At 47.2% G+C, this 20,984-nt stretch carries 15 protein-coding genes; 10 read left to right on the top strand and 5 right to left on the bottom strand.

Annotated features, from left to right (window positions below; all coding sequences use genetic code 11):
- The first annotated feature begins 134 nt into the window (after window positions 1-134).
- A complete protein-coding gene (locus SHEWMR4_RS07880; protein ID WP_011622279.1) occupies window positions 135-2,786 on the top strand; it encodes a TonB-dependent receptor plug domain-containing protein in 2,652 nt (883 codons plus the stop codon).
- A 153-nt stretch (window positions 2,787-2,939) separates the two neighbouring features.
- Here SHEWMR4_RS07880 and yfcC read toward each other — a convergent pair whose 3' ends face one another.
- Window positions 2,940-4,508, bottom strand: coding sequence for a putative basic amino acid antiporter YfcC (gene yfcC, locus SHEWMR4_RS07875; RefSeq protein WP_011622278.1), 1,569 nt, complete (start codon window positions 4,506-4,508; stop codon window positions 2,940-2,942).
- A 237-nt stretch (window positions 4,509-4,745) separates the two neighbouring features.
- Window positions 4,746-5,720, bottom strand: coding sequence for a formate transporter FocA (gene focA / locus SHEWMR4_RS07870; protein WP_011622277.1), 975 nt, complete (start codon window positions 5,718-5,720; stop codon window positions 4,746-4,748).
- 1,030 nt (window positions 5,721-6,750) lie between these two features.
- On the opposite strand from focA, the gene pflB reads away from it, so the two are divergent.
- Window positions 6,751-9,033, top strand: coding sequence for a formate C-acetyltransferase (gene pflB, locus SHEWMR4_RS07865; RefSeq protein WP_011622276.1), 2,283 nt, complete (start codon window positions 6,751-6,753; stop codon window positions 9,031-9,033).
- Window positions 9,034-9,096: 63 nt separating this feature from the next.
- A complete protein-coding gene (gene pflA, locus SHEWMR4_RS07860) occupies window positions 9,097-9,837 on the top strand; it encodes a pyruvate formate lyase 1-activating protein (RefSeq protein ID WP_011622275.1) in 741 nt (246 codons plus the stop codon).
- Between the two features lie 15 nt (window positions 9,838-9,852).
- On the opposite strand, the gene yfbV is transcribed toward pflA, so the two are convergent.
- Entirely contained in the window at window positions 9,853-10,296 is a 444-nt protein-coding gene (gene yfbV, locus SHEWMR4_RS07855) for a terminus macrodomain insulation protein YfbV (protein WP_083757889.1), read from the bottom strand.
- Between the two features lie 141 nt (window positions 10,297-10,437).
- On the opposite strand from yfbV, the gene ackA reads away from it, so the two are divergent.
- The 4 genes from ackA to SHEWMR4_RS07830 all read left to right on the top strand — a co-directional run bounded on the left by ackA (window position 10,438) and on the right by SHEWMR4_RS07830 (window position 15,576).
- Entirely contained in the window at window positions 10,438-11,637 is a 1,200-nt protein-coding gene (gene ackA, locus SHEWMR4_RS07850; protein WP_011622273.1) for an acetate kinase, read from the top strand.
- A gap of 122 nt (window positions 11,638-11,759) precedes the next feature.
- Complete coding sequence (pta, locus tag SHEWMR4_RS07845; RefSeq protein WP_011622272.1) at window positions 11,760-13,913, top strand: phosphate acetyltransferase; 2,154 nt, start codon at window positions 11,760-11,762, stop codon at window positions 13,911-13,913.
- A gap of 458 nt (window positions 13,914-14,371) precedes the next feature.
- Complete coding sequence (locus tag SHEWMR4_RS07840; RefSeq protein ID WP_011622271.1) at window positions 14,372-14,806, top strand: hypothetical protein; 435 nt, start codon at window positions 14,372-14,374, stop codon at window positions 14,804-14,806.
- A 545-nt stretch (window positions 14,807-15,351) separates the two neighbouring features.
- Window positions 15,352-15,576 carry a hypothetical protein gene (locus tag SHEWMR4_RS07830; RefSeq protein ID WP_011622269.1) on the top strand — a complete coding sequence of 75 codons (225 nt, stop codon included), beginning with the start codon at window positions 15,352-15,354 and terminating at the stop codon, window positions 15,574-15,576.
- Between the two features lie 117 nt (window positions 15,577-15,693).
- On the opposite strand, the gene SHEWMR4_RS07825 is transcribed toward SHEWMR4_RS07830, so the two are convergent.
- Together SHEWMR4_RS07825 and SHEWMR4_RS07820 are read right to left on the bottom strand one after the other, a co-directional pair.
- Complete coding sequence (locus tag SHEWMR4_RS07825) at window positions 15,694-16,605, bottom strand: class I SAM-dependent methyltransferase (protein WP_011622268.1); 912 nt, start codon at window positions 16,603-16,605, stop codon at window positions 15,694-15,696.
- A 6-nt stretch (window positions 16,606-16,611) separates the two neighbouring features.
- A complete protein-coding gene (locus SHEWMR4_RS07820) occupies window positions 16,612-17,718 on the bottom strand; it encodes an AI-2E family transporter (protein ID WP_011622267.1) in 1,107 nt (368 codons plus the stop codon).
- Between the two features lie 98 nt (window positions 17,719-17,816).
- Between SHEWMR4_RS07820 and folX the strand changes: the two genes are divergently transcribed.
- The 3 genes from folX to gltS all read left to right on the top strand — a co-directional run bounded on the left by folX (window position 17,817) and on the right by gltS (window position 20,935).
- Entirely contained in the window at window positions 17,817-18,185 is a 369-nt protein-coding gene (gene folX, locus SHEWMR4_RS07815; protein ID WP_011622266.1) for a dihydroneopterin triphosphate 2'-epimerase, read from the top strand.
- A gap of 70 nt (window positions 18,186-18,255) precedes the next feature.
- Window positions 18,256-19,146: a TIGR01777 family oxidoreductase gene (locus SHEWMR4_RS07810; protein ID WP_011622265.1), complete on the top strand. Its 891-nt coding sequence runs from the start codon at window positions 18,256-18,258 to the stop codon at window positions 19,144-19,146.
- Window positions 19,147-19,711: 565 nt separating this feature from the next.
- A complete protein-coding gene (gene gltS / locus SHEWMR4_RS07805; protein ID WP_011622264.1) occupies window positions 19,712-20,935 on the top strand; it encodes a sodium/glutamate symporter in 1,224 nt (407 codons plus the stop codon).
- Window positions 20,936-20,984: the final 49 nt, after the last annotated feature.

The following is a 20,984-nucleotide window of genomic DNA, read 5'->3' as shown; positions in this document are numbered from 1 at the left end:
ATTTCCACTGTTGCACTTGTTATTTTCTTGTGGTTATATCTTGAGCCTAATTAAATAGGGACTTATTTCTGACAACGTTCCGTATTTAATTAAAATAACAATTAAACAAATAACAAGTGTTAAGGGAGAATGATATGCGCGCTAATTCGACATTAGCCAAAGCGGTTCGCTTTGCGTTAATTGGTGGTGCCACAACAGCGGCTTTATCTAGCACTGCTGTTTATGCGGCAGAGGAGAATGCTAAGGTAGAACGTATTGAAGTAACGGGATCTCGTATTCAAAGAACGGATATGGAATCTGCTTTACCTGTTACTGTTTTATCAGCAGAAGATATTGCCAAAACAGGTTTAAGTGATGTTTCTGCTGTTTTAGCACAAATGCCATTTAACACTGCTGGTAGTTTTATTAGTGATGCAGGTAGCTCTGCAAGTAACCACGCCAGTTCTGGTATGCGTGGTTTAGGTTCAAACCGCACGTTAACCTTGATCAACGGTCGCCGTATTGCGCCATCTGCAACCTTTGGTGGCGATTCAACGAACCTCAACTTAATCCCTATGGATGCAATCGAGCGTATTGAAATTTTACGTGACGGTGCATCGGCAATTTACGGTTCGGATGCTATCGGTGGTGTAATTAACATCATCCTAAAGAAAACGTTCGATGGTTTAGCATTCGACGCAAAATTTGGTAGTCCAACTCAAGGTGGTAGAGATGAGAAATCAGCTTCTGTCACTTTCGGTAATACTAGCGATAAAAGCAACAGCTTAGTGATCATCGAGCACAAGCAATTTGATCCACTACAAGGTGGCCAACGTCCTCACTTAACGGCTAACTGGGATAAGAAATACGGTCGTAGCGGCTTGTATGCGCCAGAAGGTACATATCGTCCAGTTGAATCTCGCCCTGTTAAAGGTGCTGATGGTACTTTCGGCACTCCTGTTTATACAGGTTTGCAAGTTCCAGGTAAGGACTGCCCTGCAGATCGTATTGTTACCAGCAAAGACGGTTCAGCTTGTGGTTTTAACCAGTTTGATGGCACAGACTATTTACCCGATCAGACAAAAGACTCTGTATTCTCTAATATGACTTACCGTATTACCGATGAATTAGAGTGGTTTGGTCAAGCTATCGTTATGCGAGACAAATCCAGTACTTCTTCAACTGCGCTATGGACTCCTAACTTATACATGGCGGCAGATAATCCATTAAACCCAACATTCGGTACCGCTAATGCATCAGAAGTGCAAGCCTATCACCGTTTGAAAGGTGTAGCAGACCGTAAAACAGAATTCGACTCAAACGTAGTTGATATCGTAACGGGTCTAAACCTTGAATTAGATGCAGGCTCTTTGAGCTGGTACGTACAATACTCAGATCAAATCGTAAACATTGAAACTGACTCTTATGTATTCGAAGATAAGTTACAAGAAGCGGTAGATAAAGGCTTGTACAACCCATTCGTTGAGGGTGGTAATGCGACCCAAGAGACTTTAGATACTTTCCTACACACAGCCACTCGTAAAGCAACCTCAAATACGACTGGTACTGGATTATCTTGGGCAGCCCTTGCTCCAATTTCATTGCCTGGTGGTGACTTAGGTTACGCAGTAGGTATGGAATACCAAAAAATCGAATACAAAGATACCCGTGATGCTCAACAAGCCGCAGGTAACGTATTAGGAACTTATGGTGGTGATTCTGCTGGTGACAGAAGCTATAAAGCGGCATTCGTTGAGTTGGAACTGCCAGTATTAGATCACTTAAACGTGAAACTAGCGAGCCGTTACGACCAATATAGCTTGCCCGATGTTGGCCAGCTTTCAAGCTCTGTAAACGTACGTTACGAAGCATTGGACAACTTAGTGTTACGTGCATCTTACGGCCAAGGCTTTAGAGCACCTTCACTGGATGACCTGTTAGGCAAGCCAGCAACCAGTTATGACAGAATCACTGACACAACCCTGTGTCAAAGTCTGCCAGATGACCAAAAAGACGGCAACCCAGCTTGTGAAGATAACCAATACCTACGTAAGAGTTCAGGTAACAAAGAGCTAGATCCAGAGAAATCTGCTCAGTACTCTTTCGGTGCCGTATGGAATATCACTGAAAACATCGACTTAGTTGTTGATTACTACAACATCGAAATCACAGACCAAGTCAGCTACATCGATGCACAAACAATCGTTGACTTAGAAGCGATTGGTGGCTTAGGTGCTTATGACCCTAACTACATCTACGTCAAACGTAAAGATGACGGCACCATCGATGAAATTGGCGCTGGCAACATCAACATGGATGGCGTGCAAACATCAGGTCTTGACGTGTCATTCACATCAAACTTCGATTTTGCTGAATTTGGTGCATTTAAGTTTGCGGTTGAAGGAACCTATGCTCTTGAATACACAGAGCAAGCAAGCCCGATAGCTAAACGTTATGACGTATTAGGTACTAAGGGTTATCCACCACTACGTTTCAACACAACATTTAGCTACGCCATTGATGACTTCTCAGCATCTTTGATTGCTAAGTACATTGATTCTTATGATGGTGAAACTCCACAACAACAAGAAGTTGGCACAAATAAACAAGACTTCTCATCGTTCACAACGTGGGATCTGACATTGAACTACGACTTCGACAGCTATGGCAAAGTCACAGTAGGTGCTCGTAACTTGTTCGATGCAATGCCAACAGTTAACTACAGCTTAGGCTACCCTGGATACGATACTGACACCCATAACATCGTGGGCCGTGTAGTGTTTGCAGGATACAAAGTGAAATTCTAATCTCGTTTTAGGAAGATAGAAAACCACAACAAAAACGGCATCCTCGGATGCCGTTTTTTTTTATCTCAGCTTAACCAATTAACTGAGTTAACCCTTAGCGCCTATTTACCCGCAGCTTCAGTTAAATCCTCGTTCCTAGTTAAATCCTCGTTCCTAGTTAAATCCAAGATAGTGCGCGCCAATCACCAGTACGCTTGAGACCAACATCAGCAGCAACATAAAACGCCACACAAATTTCAGCCAGTTGCCCCAATCGACGCGGCATACGCCAAGGGTCGCCATTAAAGACGCTGAGGTGGGCACTATGATATTGGTGAGGCCATCGCCTAGCTGAAAGGCCAATACCGCCACTTGGCGGGTCACACCGACGATATCAGAGAGAGGGGCCATCAGTGGCATAGTCAGTGCGGCCTGCCCTGATCCTGAGGTCACGAAAAAGTTGAATACAGATTGAAACAACAACATAAACCATGCCGAAAGCGCATCCGGCAGATGGCCAATCACCCCACCAGCGCTGTTCAGAATCGAATTAAGCACACTCGGTTCAGTCGGTGTACCGCCGCCAAGGAGCAGTAAAATCCCCGAGGCGCATCCCACTAAAAGGGCTGGCTCTAACATGGTTTTAGCGCCATCCTTAAAACTCTGCGCAACCTTGTTAAGCGTTAAGCCATTGAGCTTAAACACGCAGCCAATAACGCCGGCCACCATACCCATGGTAAAAAACTGGCTAGCGATCTCGGGGATAAACCACGCCTTTGCCACAACGCCCCAAATCACCCACACCATAGTTAACACTAACAACAACAGTACCAACACATCCCCAAGATTAAAGCGGCTCTCGAGCTTTGTATTAGCATGGTGCTCACGGAAATAAGCATCGGACTGATAGCTATGGGAAAGAATGGGTTGCTGCTGAATGCGATGGGCGTAACGCATGGTAAAAACGATGCCAAGCAATGTGAACCCAAGCCACATAGGGAAGCGAAACTCACTGCCTGAAAGAACCGGGATCCCCGCAATACCCTGCGCAATTGCCACACTGAAGGGATTCATCCAAGAACTGGCAAAACCTATTTGGGTCGCCACATAGGTCACCATCACAGTGGTGATACCGTCGTACCCTAAACGGATCATGAGTGGACAGATGATAATCGCGAAGGCAATGGCCTCTTCCCCCATGCCAAACACGGCGCCGCCGAGGGAAAACAGCGTAAATATCACCGGAATGAATAACTTTTCATTGCCACGGGTTTTATCGATTAACTTTAAGATGCCGTTATCTATGGTGCCAGTTGCCATCACCACCCCAAAGGAGCCGCCAATCACTAGCATAAACATGATCACGCCAATCGCGCTGCCCCATTTATACCCCGAGGTTAAGCCCTCAAAGGCGAAGTTAAAAAAGCCTACCCCGCCCTCGCCTTTAAACAGTGCCACAGGTTGTAACTTAGGCTCGCCCGCATCATCCAATTGATAGGCAAATGAATTAGGGTCGACTACTGTCCGCGCTTTATCGACACCTTCGGCCAGATAATGCACCTCTTGGGTTTGAAACGACCCAATCGGAATAAAGTAAGTCATTAATCCCGCAAGTAATGCCACAAAAAAGATGATCACTAAGGTATCGGGCATTTGAAAGGATGAAGGAGCGTGTGAAGCGGATGGTGCCATAGCAGTCTGAGCTGCTTCTGTTGGCTGAGTCGTCGAGGGTGGAGTCGTCATAGATGCGCCATTTTATGTCAAACGAAAAGGCCGCACTATAAACTAAAGCGCTGTAAATCAGTACATAAAATCTTCATTCGCTTGCATGAATACGCAAAATACTTACATCTATCACACCCAAGCAATCCACATAAAAATGTCTGCTACGACGAATACAGCAAAAAAAGCCCAGTAACACTGGGCATTTTTTATGTGACTGACTCGCTTAGTTACTGACTCGCTTAGTGACTAATTCTCTTACTTACTTTCTTGGCTATTTTTCGCTTTTTCAGTATGCAGAGGCGATGCAAAAAAGTGTGCCTGATGGGATTTTTGCGGATCGGGTAAGGCAATTTGGCCTTGCTCAATCCACCAATAACCGAGGCCAACGATCACACCGCCACCGACAATGTTTCCTAGGGTCACGGGAATTAAGTTATTGAATACAAAGTTTGCCACGGTTAAATCGGCAAATTGCTCTTGGGTCACGCCTAGGGATGCAAAAAACTCAGGGCTGGCGACCGACTGAATCGTGATCCCAAGCGGCACCATAAACAGGTTTGCAATACTGTGCTCAAAGCCACTGCTGACAAACATGGCTACTGGGAGGATCAGTAGAATCGCTTTGGTTAGGGATTCGCGGCTGGCGAAAGTCATCCAAATGCCCAGACACACCAACATGTTACATAAGATACCTAAGCTGAATGCCTGCACCCAAGTATGATGCAGCTTATGTTGTGACACTTTTAGCGCGTTTAAGCCCCAGTTACCGCCATCGAGCTCATATAAGCCCGCCGCCATGATCAAGCCAACCATTAATATGGCGCCGACGAAGTTGCCGATATACACGCGGCTCCAGCATTTGAGCAATTCACCGGTGGTCACCTGTTTTTGGGCCCATGCAACACTGCTCAGCACTGAACTGGTAAACAGCTCACCACCACAAATCACCACTAAAATTAAGCCTAAGCTGAAGGCAATCCCACCCACCAGGCGCACTAAACCCCAGGCGCTATCACCCGCCCCCGTAGTGACAGTCAGATAAAACACAAAGGCTAAGGCAATAAAAGCGCCAGCAAATACCGCTAAACCGAAGGATTGCCAAGGCGCTTTAACCACTTTGCTTTTGCCGTAAATTTCGGCCTGGTGATAACAGCTAAAGTGTGAAGAAACCTGCAATGGCTCATGGCTATTCGATGATGTTTGTGGAGCGTTAGCGTGTGAGTCTTTCATAACTGAACTCCCAAACCAGATAAACAAAGGCGAACTTGCAACATTAGGTCTCTCCTACTGCGCCCAAGCGCAGATCAAACGAATCAAAACTTACATTAAGACTTGCTTAAATGATGACTCACTAAAGTCACGCTTTGTAACATATAAATCTCATTCGCCGTGAAGCAGAGTTTGCCAAAGCGTGATGCTATTCACAGGTAAAATGTAAAATTTTTGAAGCCACAAACACAAAGGGTTAATTGGTCATACCAATTTTAGTTAAATCTGACCTGTTTACCACTCCCCTTTCAAACATTATTTATCGGCAACATGAAGCAATTTTAACCTTAAAAAGGCGGGTTAGACTTAAGTATCCTTAATCAAGATGACTGCTTGTTGACTGTGCCACACTTTGCGATTGATCTGCAGCTAGACAAAAATTGTACGCTTCTTCTCCGCAGACAAAACGATTATTCGCAAGCTTAGTTTCCTTAACGTGTCTCACTATCACCTAAGCATCTCAGTGTAACCAGCCCTTTTAACGCCGCGGCTTTAAGGGTGTGAACGTTGACTAAATCATAAACAATCAAAATCATTCGATACGGTGATAGCTTTCGTCGGTTAAAAGCGCGACAGTCAGTCGAATAAGCCGTTATCTAGACCAGAGTTCAACCAACAAAAGCGTGCTTTAAACCTTATTGTGCTAAAAAAATGCTACCTCGCTAGCAAATTTGCGATTAACCGGACACAAACTCGCCCGTTTAAGATGCGAGAGCATCAGAGCTATGTTAATATGCTTATGGATAATTGGTCTTACCAATTTATAAAAGCGTTATCGATAACCGATAATCCAAGTTAAACGAATATTTGTCATCTTATCGGGTATCAATAGACAGACACTTGGTGCGATAAACATCCCCAAGTTCCAGTTCCCATCATAGGGCGTCATCTTGAAGGGAGCTTTAATCAGGAAACAGCGATTGGCCTATACTCAACATGGTTTGCCCATGAGCGCCAATGACCTTTATCTCAACCAAAAGGTATTAGTACGATGACCGACAAAACTGAACTGTTTGCCAACGCATGGGAAGGTTTTACACCTGGCGATTGGAAATCTGAAGTCAATGTACGTGACTTTATTCAACAAAACTATGCCCCCTATGAAGGTGACGAGTCATTCCTAGCCGGTGCCACCGAAGCCACAACCCAGTTGTGGGACAAAGTGATGGAAGGCATCAAGCAAGAAAACCGTACCCACGCGCCAGTTGATTTCGATACTAAGATGGTTTCTACCATCACTTCCCATGACGCGGGTTATATCAATAAAGATTTAGAAACTATCGTTGGTTTACAAACCGATGCGCCGCTTAAACGCGCTATGTTACCTAACGGTGGTATTCGCATGGTTGAAGGCTCATGTGCCGCCTACAACCGCGAACTCGATGCCGATGTAAAATACATCTACTCAGAACTGCGTAAGACCCACAACCAAGGCGTATTCGACGTCTACACGCCTGAAATCATGGCGTGTCGTAAATCCGGCGTATTAACCGGTTTACCCGATGCCTATGGTCGTGGTCGTATTATCGGTGACTATCGCCGCGTGGCTCTGTATGGTATCGACTTCTTAATGAAGGATAAATTCGCCCAGTTCAGCTCACTGCAAGCGCAGTTCGAAGCCGGTGAAGATTTATCTAACGTTATCCAACTGCGTGAAGAAATTGCCGAGCAGCACCGCGCTCTAGGTCAAATGAAACAAATGGCCGCGAAATACGGTTTCGATATTTCTCGCCCAGCCACTAACGCACAAGAAGCGATCCAGTGGACTTACTTCGGTTATTTAGCCGCAGTGAAGAGCCAAAACGGCGCGGCGATGTCTTTAGGCCGTACTTCAACCTTCCTTGATATCTACATTGAACGCGATCTGAAAAACGGCACCATCACTGAGCAACAAGCTCAAGAAATGATTGACCATTTCGTGATGAAACTGCGTATGGTGCGTTTCCTACGTACTCCAGAATACGATGAGTTGTTCTCAGGCGACCCAATTTGGGCAACTGAATCTATCGGCGGTATGGGCTTAGATGGCCGTACACTGGTAACCAAATCTAGCTTCCGTTTCTTAAACACTTTATACACTATGGGCCCAAGCCCTGAGCCAAACATCACTGTGCTCTGGTCGGACAAACTGCCTGTAGGCTTTAAAAAGTACTGTGCGAAAGTGTCTATCGACACCAGCTCTATCCAGTACGAAAACGATGACTTAATGCGTCCAGATTTCCAATCTGACGATTACGCTATCGCCTGCTGCGTGAGTCCTATGGTTGTGGGTAAACACATGCAGTTCTTCGGCGCCCGTGCCAACTTGGCAAAAACCATGTTGTATGCGATCAACGGCGGCGTTGACGAAAAACTGAAAATCCAAATCGCGCCAAAAGCCGACCCAATCACCGACGAAGTATTAAGCTTCGATGACGTGATGAATCGCTTAGACGGCCTGATGGATTGGTTAGCGACCCAATATGTCACAGCACTGAACTCAATCCACTACATGCACGACAAGTACTCCTACGAAGCCGCGTTAATGGCGCTGCACGACAGAGATGTACGTCGCACCATGGCCTGTGGTATCGCAGGGCTTTCAATCGCGGCCGACTCACTGTCTGCCATCAAGTACGCTCAAGTAAAACCTGTACGTGATGAAAACGGCATTGCCGTCGACTTTGAGATCAGCGGTGATTATCCAAAATTTGGTAACAATGACCCACGTGTCGACGATATCGCCTGTGACTTAGTTGAACGTTTTATGTCGAAGATCCGCGACCGTAAAATGTACCGCAACGCGATCCCAACTCAGTCAATTCTGACCATCACCTCGAACGTGGTTTATGGTAAGAAAACCGGTAACACGCCAGACGGTCGTCGTTCAGGTGCGCCATTTGCACCGGGTGCAAACCCAATGCATGGCCGTGATGAAAAAGGCGCGATTGCCTCGTTAACCTCAGTGGCGAAACTGCCTTTTGCCCACGCACAGGACGGTATCTCTTACACCTTCTCCATCGTGCCTAATGCCTTAGGTAAAGATGAAGACGGTCGCCGTACCAACTTAGCGGCGTTGATGGACGGATATTTCGCCCACAACGAAGGACACGAAGGCGGTCAACACTTGAACGTTAACGTGATGAACCGTGAGATGCTCGAGGATGCGGTTGTCAATCCTGACAAGTATCCGCAGCTAACCATTCGTGTATCGGGTTACGCAGTGCGCTTTAACTCATTGACCCCAGAGCAGCAGCAAGACGTGATCACACGTACTTTCACAAAAGGTCTGTAAGCTAAATTAGGTAAGGCTGTAGTACAATGTGCTACAGCCTCACTTATTTCAACAGGAGTCACAATGGCAGTTACCGGTCGGGTCCACTCAGTGGAATCCTTTGGCACAGTGGATGGTCCAGGCATACGGTTTATCACCTTTATGCAGGGCTGTTTAATGCGCTGTCAGTATTGTCATAACCGTGACACTTGGGATCTTGATGGTGGTAAGGAAGTACAGGTCGACGAGTTAATGAGCCAAATCATTAGCTACCGCCCCTTCCTCGATGCCAGCAACGGCGGAGTGACCGCCAGCGGTGGCGAAGCCATATTACAGGCGGAGTTTGTCGCCGAGCTTTTTAAAGCCTGTAAGAAAGAAGGCATTCATACCTGTTTAGATACCAACGGCTTTGTGCGTAAGTACACGCCAGTGATTGATGAGCTACTCGATAATACCGATCTGGTGTTGCTCGATATCAAACAGATGAATGACGATAAACACATTGAACTGACTAAGGTCAGTAACCACAGAACGCTGCAATTTGCCGAGTATCTCGCCAAACGTAATCAGCCGACGTGGATACGTTATGTGGTCGTGGGTGGATTTACCGATGATGAAGCCTCGGCATTACAGCTGGCCGAATTTATCAAGCCCATGAAGAATATTGAAAAAGTTGAACTCCTGCCCTACCACGAGCTTGGCAAACATAAGTGGGAAGCTATGGGAGAAAGCTATCAACTCGATGGCGTTGCACCACCGAGTCGCGACACCATGGAAAAAATTAAAGCCGTGTTTAGCTCACAGGGGATTAACGCTGTGTATTAAGACGCCAAGGGAGGCTTAAAGCTCCTCCCAATAACTGGCATCTAAGCGCTCAAAGGCTATTTTTAAGATGAGCGCCATATCAAGGTAACACGCTTTAGCGCCCAAGGATTGGCAATGAATGCCCATGGCGGACAATTTCGCACTCAACTGGTTACTCCAGTCGAACAGCGATAAAGGTAATGGATGGCGCGCACGCCAGCCTAACCACAATAAGCCCTGCAACGGCAGGCTAATAAAGAACAACGCGATAGTGAGGGCTTGGGGTAAAAACGCCCAACCATAAGTATAAATCTGACTCACACTCGCCAAAATCGCCAGCACTGGCATCACCAGAATGGCAAGCTGAGTGGCGCGTACCACCCGATACTCAGGAAAATACAAACCTAGTTGTCTAACCATAGGCCACGTCTTCATATAGCGACGACCGTCACCTAAGGTTTTGAGAATATTGATGCTCAATTTTAGACACCTACAACCGAGGAACATTGCTTTTACCATAGCACAATCTGGCACTGCGCCCCAAGACTGTGATGGCAAATTACGCAAGTGTTTCCAAGATTTTGAATCGTTAATTTAAACACAATGGCAAAAGGTTTACACATGTCTAATAAACTGGTTTTAGTACTCAATTGCGGTAGCTCTTCACTCAAATTTGCCGTCATTGACGCACAAACAGGTGACGATCAGATCTCTGGCCTAGCCGAGTGTTTTGGCTTAGAAGACTCGCGCATTAAATGGAAAATCAACGGTGAAAAGCATGAGTCCTCTTTAGGTGCATTTACTGCTCACCGCGAAGCCGTTGAATTTATCGTCAATAAAATCCTTGCTGGTCAACCTGAATTAGCCGCGCAAATTCAAGCCGTGGGTCACCGTATCGTACACGGCGGTGAGAAATTCACTCGCTCTGTGATCATCGACGAGCATGTGATCAAAGGTATTGAAGAATGTTCTTCACTGGCGCCACTGCATAACCCAGCACACCTTATCGGTATTCGCGCGGCCATTGCATCTTTCCCTAAACTGCCACAAGTGGCGGTGTTCGATACGGCATTCCACCAAAGCATGCCTGAGCGCGCTTTTATCTACGCTCTGCCATACAAGCTGTACCGTGAGCATGGTATCCGCCGCTATGGTATGCACGGCACTAGCCACCTGTTTGTCAGCCGTGAAGCCGCTAAAGTGTTGAACAAACCTTTAGAAGAGACCAATGTGATCTGCGCGCACTTAGGTAACGGTGCCTCTGTAACGGCGGTTAAAGGCGGTAAGAGTGTTGATACCTCAATGGGACTGACGCCGCTTGAAGGTTTAGTCATGGGCACTCGCTGTGGCGATCTCGACCCATCTATCATCTACCACTTAGTGCACCAACTCGGTTACACTCTGGAAGAAGTCAACAACCTGATGAACAAGCAAAGTGGTCTGCTAGGGATTTCTGAGCTAACCAACGATTGCCGTGGCATCGAAGAAGGTTATGCCGATGGTCACAAAGGCGCAACCTTAGCACTGGAAATCTTCTGCTACCGTCTGGCGAAATATATCGCGTCTTACACTGTGCCACTCGGTCGTTTAGATGCCGTGGTCTTTACCGGTGGTATCGGCGAAAACTCCGACATCATCCGCGAGAAAGTGCTCAACATGCTGCAAATCTTCAATTTCCATGTAGATAGCGAGCGTAACAAAGCGGCCCGCTTCGGTAAGAAAGGCATCATCACCACAGATAACAGCACCGTTGCCATGGTCATCCCCACCAACGAAGAGTGGGTTATCGCCGAAGATTCGATTAAACTCATTACAAAATAATAAGATGATTCAAGCCGTTTGCTTAGCCAAACGGCTTTATTATTAGCGACCTACAGCTAAATAAACACAAGCAAAGCAGAGACGACTCACTCTGCCAAAAACCATCGAACTTAGAGGTTTTTATGTCTCGAAATATTATGTTAATCCCCATAGGCACAGGAGTTGGCCTGACCTCCTTAAGCCTAGGTATGGTGCGCGCGTTAGAGCGTCACGGGGTAAAAGTCCAATTCTTTAAACCCATTTCCCAGCTACGTCCTAATGATAATGGCCCAGAGCGCTCTACCACGATTTTAAGCAAATCGCCCACGGTCAATCCGTTAGAGCCCTTCGATATGGCCCATGCCGAAGCACTGATCCGCGCCGATCAAACCGACGTACTGATGGAACAAATCATTGCCCGCGCAGCAGAATGCGCCAGCAATACCGAAACCCTGATTGTTGAAGGCCTAGTGCCAACCCGCAACCATCCCTTTGCCGATGATGTGAACTACGCCATCGCCAAGGCCATGGACGCGGACGTGATTTTCATTGCCACCCCTGGCAGCGACACGCCAACAGGCCTGATGAACCGTCTCGAAATTGCCTACAACTCGTGGGGCGGCAAAAACAACAAACGTCTCATTGGTGCAGTAATCAACAAGATTGGTGCGCCGGTAGACGATGAAGGCCGTGCACGCCCAGATTTATCGGAAGTGTTCGATCATCAAGGCGTACAACGTTCAGATTCTTCAATCATGTTCCAATTGCCGGGTAAAAGCCCACTGCGCATCTTAGGTAGCGTGCCTTACAACCTCGATCTAGTTGCGCCACGCGCATCGGATCTGGCTAAACATTTACGTGCTCGCATTCTTAACGCTGGCGAGATGAACACCCGCCGCCTACGTAAAGTGACCTTCTGCGCCCGCAGCTTACCGAATATGGTCAACCATATTAAGACAGATTCACTGCTGGTGACCTCTGGCGATCGCTCCGACGTGATTGTATCAGCGTGCCTTGCCGCCATGAACGGCGTGAAGATTGGCGCCCTGCTACTGACTGGTAGCTACGAGCCAGAGCCTGAAATTTTAAAACTGTGCGAACAGGCCTTCGAGACAGGTTTACCAGTATTCCTTATCGATACCAACACTTGGCAGACGTCACTAAACATCCAACGCTTCGACCACGAAGTGCCAGTGGATGATGCGGTACGTATCGACTTAGTACAGGAATATGTCGCCGGCCATATCGACCAAACCTGGGTTGAAAGCGTGACCAAAAACTCCCCAAGGGAGCACCGTCTGTCACCACCCGCATTCCGTTATAAGCTCACCGAACTGGCGCGCGCCGCCCACAAAACCGTGGTGCTGCCTGAAGGTGATGAGCCTCGTACCATCAAAGCCGCAGCCATTTGTGCCGAGCGTGGTATTGCCCGTTGCGTGCTATTAGGTAAAAAAGATGAAATTCTGCGTATTGCTGCCCAGCAAGACGTGGTACTGGGTGATGGCGTTGTGATTGTCGACCCCGACGAAGTACGGGATCGCTATGTAGAGCCAATGCTCGATCTGCGTCGCAACAAAGGTTTAACTGAAGTCGTTGCCAAAGAGCAGCTAGAAGACAACATGGTGCTCGGTACAATGATGCTGGCGCAAAACGAAGTCGATGGTATCGTCTCTGGCGCGGTAAACACTACGGCAAATACGATTCGTCCGCCGCTACAACTGATCAAAACGGCACCGGGTTCAAGCCTTGTCTCTTCTATCTTCTTTATGTTGATGCCGGATCAAGTGTTAGTTTACGGTGACTGCGCGATTAACCCCGATCCAAACGCTGAACAACTGGCCGATATCGCTATCCAATCGGCAGAATCTGCCAAGGCCTTCGGCATCGAACCAAGAGTGGCGATGATCAGCTACTCAACCGGTAACTCAGGTACGGGTTCGGATGTGGATAAAGTGCGTGAAGCGACCCGTATCGCGAAAGAAAAACGTCCTGACTTGGTGATCGACGGTCCACTGCAATACGATGCGGCCGTCATGCCAAACGTGGCTCGCTCTAAGGCGCCTAACAGCCCTGTTGCAGGCCAAGCGACTGTATTCGTGTTCCCTGATCTCAACACGGGTAACACCACTTATAAAGCTGTACAGCGTAGTGCTGACCTCATCAGCATTGGCCCCATGCTGCAAGGCATGCGTAAGCCTGTGAACGACTTATCCCGCGGCGCCTTAGTGGACGATATCGTCTACACTATCGCACTGACGGCGATTCAAGCGTCACAAAACGATGCCAGCAAAGCCTAATATACTTAGCTAAAGCATCATCAAAAAAGCACTGAACTCCTCAGTGCTTTTTTATTTCCGAAAGAAAAAGCTCACAAAGCGGGCAGCATTAAACGCTTAAAATATCCTCAAAATGTCATAAAAATGCTGTTTTGGGAAATTCACACGCTGTGAATAGACTGGGAAAAACTAAGAAAATATCCACAAGGAAATGCCTGGATAACGGCGTCACAGAAAAGCGTCACTTTTTAACCAGCAAATAAATCGATATACAATCAGCCACTTAAAAATTATCCCTCTAGTCTTCAACATAGTTGTCCACAGATTCTGTGGATAACCTAATGAAGTCATCCTTTCAGATATGCCACAGGCGGCCGATCTGAGTCAAGTCATTTTCGGCAGTGACCGCCATTATTACAAAACTTGAACATAGCCGCTAAAATCGCGATACTCATGACAAATTCCTATAACGAAAAGCCATGAGAACCTTATTTTTCCTTTCATTATTGTTTTTGTTTGGTTGTGGCGATGCTGGAGACAAAGAGCAGCACGTGCTCACTCCCGAAGAGGTGAGTCTCGGCTTTTTTAGCGCCATTTATGTTGACCGAGATGTGGAGAAAGCCAAGTTATATGTCGATGCTCCACTCAAAGAAGTCTTAACCCACTATTACATCGCCGCAGCGGTACAGCGTAATATGCTCGGCCTGTCTATGACCAATGTCGAAATGGAAATTGATGATATCGATATCGACTTTTTCCGTAAGTTCACCAAAGACGTCATGGTCGTCGTTAAGATGAAGGGCTTAAAGGGTGGACAGCCTTGGATTGATGACAGAACCATTCGCCTGCATAAAATTGGCGGCAAATGGATTATCGTTGAGTTCATGCCAGAAAAACGTAAGGTGAATGGCTAAACGATCTTCCCCACTCTACTTCAATCCCACAACGGATAAAAAAATAGCAACCCTAGGGTTGCTATTTTCATGTGCTTGTATTTGTTACTTCAGACTCAGAATTCGCACTGTAAACCTTAGGTTTACAAGACTTAGACCGCTTCTTCTTCGCTCTGTGCAGGTAAAGACGTCATCACGTCGTCTTTAACTTGGTAGTAAGCGTTTTCGTATTCATGAACTTCCATAACAACTCCTGCTCGATTTTGTAAGGTCGCAAAGGCATGCCGTTCTATGCTGACATTTTGCCCATGAGGAAAGGGAATTTCCGTGGCGCTGAGTATACCAAAGTCAGATTAATAATTACAGAAAACTTTCAGTTTTGTTTCGATTTAAAAGATAAAAACGGTTTTTAACGATTAAAAAAGCCGCAAAAACGTATCTCGAAATGAAAGCCTTTCAGCTGATATAGCCTAATGCACTAAAGGGCGCGTGCTTACAAACAAAGAATCTAGGAAGACGGGCACAAACTGCTATCAATTAAATAATGATGCGAGTAGGAGGTCGATATGAATGCCATCATTGAGTTTGAAGCAGCAAAACTCACTACCTTATTCAGCCACGGCGATATCTTGGGGATCCATATGTTTATGGATCAAATGAATATCCCGCTCGATGTACAGGATAAGCTCTATGCTGAAATTTCGGCGCTTAAGCACTTAGACCCGCACAATGTCAGTCTCGCCATTGAACATCATGGGCAATCGCAACTCTCAGAGCGGTTAAGCTATTAACAGGCTAGTTAAGTAAAGATAGGATAAGGCGCGAAGCGACATCATTCGACGCCATCATAAAGCCTCTTAAGGTCTTATGATGGCATTTCATGACGGCGTTTAATGAGACCCGAGGGCTTACGCCTTTAAGCGATAACGTAGCACCTTTAATGATTTCTCCTCAGAGACATCAACAAAGGCAGCGGGATTGGGTAAGCGCTCAAGGTATTCGAGTGCAAGCGCGGCGTCTTCGACTTGCTGACGTAAAAACTGGGTATCGAGTTCCGGTGCATTTAAGCAGAGTAGCACTTCGGCATTCTCGGCTAACAACTCGGGTAAATGCCTGATCAAACGCACATAATCCTTAGTCGCAACGAAACTGCCCTTTTGATTACTCGGCGGATCGGCAACCACAATGTCATAGGGGCCTAACTTGCGTAACTTACCCCATGACTTAAAAATATCGTGCCCTAAGAAGCGTGCGCCCGCGCTAAAGCCATTGAGAAGATGATTCTGCTTGCCTATGGCTAACGCGCCTTTACTCATGTCCATGTTCACCACTTCATCGGCACCGCCCTGCAGTGCTGCCACCGAGAAACCACAGGTATAAGCAAACAAATTCAGCACTTTCTTATGGCGAGCATGGGCTCTTACCCATTCACGGCCATTGGCCATATCGAGGAACAAACCGTGGTTTTGTCCCCGCAATAAATGTACCTGAAACTGGGCACCATTTTCAGTGACCACATGGGGATCGGGCACCTCACCCGCCAGTACTTGGCTAAAGGTTTCGCCACCACTACGATATTGATACACCAAGTTTAACGGCCGATTGGGCTGTATCGCTTGCCAACGCGCCGTAATCGCCTGTTGGCACAGGGCCAACTCGGCCGCTTCGAGGGGAATAAAACTGGTCAATAACAACACGGGCGCGAACCAATCTAAACAAAGATGTTCGCAGCCAGGGTAATAACCGCCACGGCCATGGAATAATCGCGTGGCATCTTCACCGACTTCTATCGTCGCCAGTGCATCTATAAAACGTTGCATTATCTACTACTTATTATCTGTTGAATGGGTATCGACAGGTTCAGAAATCGGAGCGGTGCTTGTCGATTGGCTTACTAGTTTATCATCCACATCGTCGGATAATAAAATGGCTAACCAGCCACCACTCTTACTGGATTCGAGGGCGATCTTGACGACCATGGTTAAGGGAACCGACAGCAACATGCCGACCGAGCCCAGTAACCACCCCCAAAAAATTAACGATAAGAACACCACTAGGGTGGAAAGCCCGAGACCGCGGCCCATAAACTTAGGCTCAACCACATTGCCCATCACCATATTTGCGCCGACGTATAACATCGCCGTACCGCCAGCCGCCGCAGGGCCTAATTGGATAAAGGCCAGCAACACGGCGGGAATGGCCGCGATAATCGAGCCGATATTCGGGATATAGTTGAATAAAAAGGCGATAACCGCCCAAAGCAGCGCGTAATCCACCCCAATCACCGCAAGCCCCACGCCGACAATCAAGCCCGTCGCTAAACTGACTAAGGTCTTAATCACCATATATTGATTCACCGATTGCAGAAAACGGTCAATCTGCTGCAAACGCATGTCCGGATCGTCCAGTGCCAAGTGCAGTTTCTTCGGCAAAGATTGCGCCTCAAACAGCATAAAGACGATGGTCAGAATGATCAGGAACAAATTCGCCATCACATTGCCAACACCCGAGAGCATATTGGTGGTCATAGACAACGCCATGCCGGGATCGAAATAGGCCAACACTTGTTCCTTGGAGATTTGGATATTCAGCGCCTGCAACTTATGCAGCACCCAAGAAAACTGCTCCACCAGCTGATCGCGATACTGCGGCAACTGCTTAGAAAACTCATTAATGGAGCTGCCTACCAGAGAGGCGAGCCACAAGCCCATCAACACGATAAAACCCATCAGCAGGATCACGGCGAGCCATTTAGGTACGCGATATTTGGTCATCAAGCCTATCGCCGGATTACAGATCACCGCAATAAAACTGGATAACACAAAGGGAACAACAATCGGGCTGGCGGCCTTTATCCCTGCCAAAATAATCACCACAAAGGCCATGACGGCAAAACCTTTATAGGCGGCAGACGGCGTATTGGAACGTGTCATGACGTAAAAATCCTTCTTGATCTTAGATAAAGTTTGTTAGGCTAGCCCGAGAAAAGTCTCAAACTCAATCACCTAAGCCAGAAAACTAGATTGTCATTATGAAACCAGAAACCGCGATTATACGCATTAAAAACTTAAGACTGCGCACTTTTATCGGTATAAAAGAAGATGAAATCCAAAATCGGCAGGATGTGATCGTCAATGTCGTCATTCACTACTGTGCCGACAAGGCTCGCAACAGTGATAATGTCGACGATGCGCTGAATTATCGTACCATCACAAAAAAAATCATTGAGTTGATTGAAAACAATCGCTTCTCACTGCTCGAAAACCTCACCAGCCAAACACTAGCCATCGCCAGTGAGCATCCTTGGGTCGAATTTGCCAGTGTCGAAATCGACAAGCCCCACGCTCTGCGCTTTGCCGATTCGGTGTCGATGGAGTTGTGTTACCAAAAACAGCAATAAAGTGATCCCCGCACGCCCGTTATCGTATATTGCTTATAATCAAAGAAAACCATCAACCAAGGACTCGACGATGAAGATATTGATAACGGGAGCTAGTGGGTTTATTGGTCAACAGTTAGTCGCCCATTTAGCCAATCAGCATGAATTGGTCTTGCTCACCCGCCACCCCGGCACCAGTCGGCAACTATTAGGCCCGCAGCACCAATATCTCAGCACCTTAGATGAAGTTGATGATTTAAATCATATCGATGCGGTGATAAATCTCGCCGGCGAGCCCATTGTTGCTAAACGTTGGAGCGCGCAGCAAAAACAGCGCATCTGCGATAGCCGCTGGAATACCACGGCGCGACTAAGCCAACTGATTTTACACAGCTGCACCCCACCCAAAGTGATGATAAGTGGCTCTGCCATCGGTTTTTATGGCCGCCAAGGCGCCATCCCCATCGATGAAACCGCAGCCCCACACCCCGAATTTAGCCATGATATTTGTCAGGAATGGGAGAGACTCGCGCAGCAAGCCGCCACCAAAACTCGCGTCTGCATCCTACGCACGGGTATAGTGCTTGGCCATGGCGGCGCACTCGCGAAGATGTTGCCACCGTTTAAATTGGGGCTAGGTGGACCTATAGGCCACGGATGCCAGGGCATGAGTTGGATACACATTCAGGACATGGTGGCGCTGATAGACTTTTTACTCAATCATGACGAATGCGAGGGCATTTTTAATGCCACCGCGCCTAATCCTGTCAGTAACGCCGAGTTTGCCACCACCCTAGGTCGAGTCTTAAATCGCCCAACCTTTATCACGACCCCAGCCACTATGCTGCGACTCGCGATGGGCGAAATGGCGGAGTTACTTATCGAAGGGCAATTTGTGCTCCCCAAACATGCGCTAGATGCAGGGTTTAGCTTCCGTTTTGAGCGACTCGAACCTGCGCTAAGGGACGTACTCGCGAGTTAACAGCTTTTTCGACTCCGCCAATATCGGTAACTGGCTTGAGAATAAAATGTTACCAAGCGCAGAGTCGAGGGTTAACGCCATGCTGAATAATGGCTTGAAAATCAGAGATAAAAATCCCCTGTGGCGATTTATTTATCGATGTGATTTTTTTAAATGCAGCGCTCGCATCTGGCAACAGCCGAAAAACATAAATGCAACACAATGATTTTAAAGGCAATTTAACGACATCAGCGCATTTTTCTGTTACACTCCCCACCTCTTGCTTATCGCTATTGACGTGTTAGCGCCCGCACTGAAGCACAGTTAACACTCCGAGCAAGTTCATTATCTTCAGTATCCGCACCCTCTGTCGCGATGCTGATCAACTACACCAATACGGTTCATATTCGCGCTAAATACTCCTTCTCCAGCCTTGGGGATTGATAAGAATCTGTCCTTAGATCGCGCGTTTAACACTTAGCATTAGATAATGCTAAATAACGAGATGGGTCGCCCTCACTCAGCTTGAATACAGCCAGCTTGAGTACAGCGGTATTCCCACACAAACCATTTGTAAGGAACTATCATGCACACCACTTATACAATTGGCGAACTCGAGTCGTTCTTAATTGCTATCTTCGTGCTGTTTATTGGCCATTCCATCAATCGCCATGTGCGTGTTTTTAGACAATACAATATTCCCGAACCTATCGTTGGCGGGCTAGTCGTCGCCGCAGTGGTTGCCTTTTTACATTTTCAAGACATCACACTCGCCTTTAGTTTACCCATGCAAAACACCTTAATGCTGATGTTTTTCAGTACGATAGGTTTATCGGCAAACTATAAGCTACTGCTCAGTGGTGGCAAAAAAGTGTTTATCTTTCTCGGCGTAGCTTCTGTCTATATCGTCATTCAAAATGCTGTCGGGGTGAGCCTTGCAAGCCTCCTCGGTTTAGACCCCATCTTAGGCCTTATCGCAGGCTCGATTACCCTCTCCGGCGGCCATGGCACTGGCGTTGCCTGGTCACAAACCTTTGCCGAAAACTACGGCATCAATACCTTAGAGCTTGCTATGGCGGCAGCCACCTTTGGCTTAGTCATGGGCGGTATCATCGGCGGCCCCATCGCGCAGCGATTGATTGGCAAACATAATCTGGTGTCAAGTTATGGCATGGGCCGTAAGCACCACACCACGCATCCACAACTGGTGACCTATGATCAGCTCGAAGAGGACCAAGTCACCGCTAAGACAATCATTGAAACCCTGTTTGTGCTGCTCATCTGCGTTGCTGGGGCCAAATGGTTTACAGTGTTTGTCAGCGAATATCAGCTGAATTGGCTCAAGATGCCGGACTTTGTCTATGCCCTGTTTCTTGGGGTGATCATCGCCAACATCACCGAAGTGACCCGCGGTTATAAACCCCATACTGAGAGTATCGATGTGATAGGTACTGTGGCGCTGTCGTTATTTCTTTCTATGGCTTTGATGAACCTCAAGTTGTGGGAAATTTTGGATCTGGCTATCCCATTACTGATTATCCTGCTGGTGCAAACCGCAGTGCTGGCGGTATTCGCCTATTTTGTAACCTTTAAAATTATGGGCAGTAACTACGACGCGGCGGTGATCACCGGCGGTCACTGTGGCTTTGGTATGGGTGCCACTCCTACTGCGGTGATGAATATGGGCGCACTAGTATCACGCACAGGCCCTTCTCCGCAGGCCTTTATGGTGGTACCGATTGTCGGCGCCTTCTTTATCGATATAGTTAATTTAATTGTATTGCAGGGCTACCTCAGCTTTTTGATGTAAGAGTGCAACGCTTTATCATCAAACAAAAATGGCGCCGATAAGGGCGCCA

The sequence above is a fragment of the Shewanella sp. MR-4 genome, from assembly GCF_000014685.1.
In the GTDB taxonomy this organism is placed as follows: Bacteria; Pseudomonadota; Gammaproteobacteria; order Enterobacterales; family Shewanellaceae; genus Shewanella.
This window is presented reverse-complemented; position numbering and strand designations above follow the sequence as displayed.

What these genes read in the sequence shown, in the direction of transcription:
- SHEWMR4_RS07880 (WP_011622279.1), top strand. Translation starts at nt 135, where the DNA reads ATGCGCGCTAATTCGACATTAGCCAAAGCGGTTCGCTTTGCGTTAATT.
- yfcC (WP_011622278.1), bottom strand. Translation starts at nt 4,508, where the DNA reads ATGACGACTCCACCCTCGACGACTCAGCCAACAGAAGCAGCTCAGACT.
- focA (WP_011622277.1), bottom strand. Translation starts at nt 5,720, where the DNA reads ATGAAAGACTCACACGCTAACGCTCCACAAACATCATCGAATAGCCAT.
- pflB (WP_011622276.1), top strand. Translation starts at nt 6,751, where the DNA reads ATGACCGACAAAACTGAACTGTTTGCCAACGCATGGGAAGGTTTTACA.
- pflA (WP_011622275.1), top strand. Translation starts at nt 9,097, where the DNA reads ATGGCAGTTACCGGTCGGGTCCACTCAGTGGAATCCTTTGGCACAGTG.
- ackA (WP_011622273.1), top strand. Translation starts at nt 10,438, where the DNA reads ATGTCTAATAAACTGGTTTTAGTACTCAATTGCGGTAGCTCTTCACTC.
- pta (WP_011622272.1), top strand. Translation starts at nt 11,760, where the DNA reads ATGTCTCGAAATATTATGTTAATCCCCATAGGCACAGGAGTTGGCCTG.
- SHEWMR4_RS07840 (WP_011622271.1), top strand. Translation starts at nt 14,372, where the DNA reads ATGAGAACCTTATTTTTCCTTTCATTATTGTTTTTGTTTGGTTGTGGC.
- SHEWMR4_RS07830 (WP_011622269.1), top strand. Translation starts at nt 15,352, where the DNA reads ATGAATGCCATCATTGAGTTTGAAGCAGCAAAACTCACTACCTTATTC.
- SHEWMR4_RS07825 (WP_011622268.1), bottom strand. Translation starts at nt 16,605, where the DNA reads ATGCAACGTTTTATAGATGCACTGGCGACGATAGAAGTCGGTGAAGAT.
- SHEWMR4_RS07820 (WP_011622267.1), bottom strand. Translation starts at nt 17,718, where the DNA reads ATGACACGTTCCAATACGCCGTCTGCCGCCTATAAAGGTTTTGCCGTC.
- folX (WP_011622266.1), top strand. Translation starts at nt 17,817, where the DNA reads ATGAAACCAGAAACCGCGATTATACGCATTAAAAACTTAAGACTGCGC.
- SHEWMR4_RS07810 (WP_011622265.1), top strand. Translation starts at nt 18,256, where the DNA reads ATGAAGATATTGATAACGGGAGCTAGTGGGTTTATTGGTCAACAGTTA.
- gltS (WP_011622264.1), top strand. Translation starts at nt 19,712, where the DNA reads ATGCACACCACTTATACAATTGGCGAACTCGAGTCGTTCTTAATTGCT.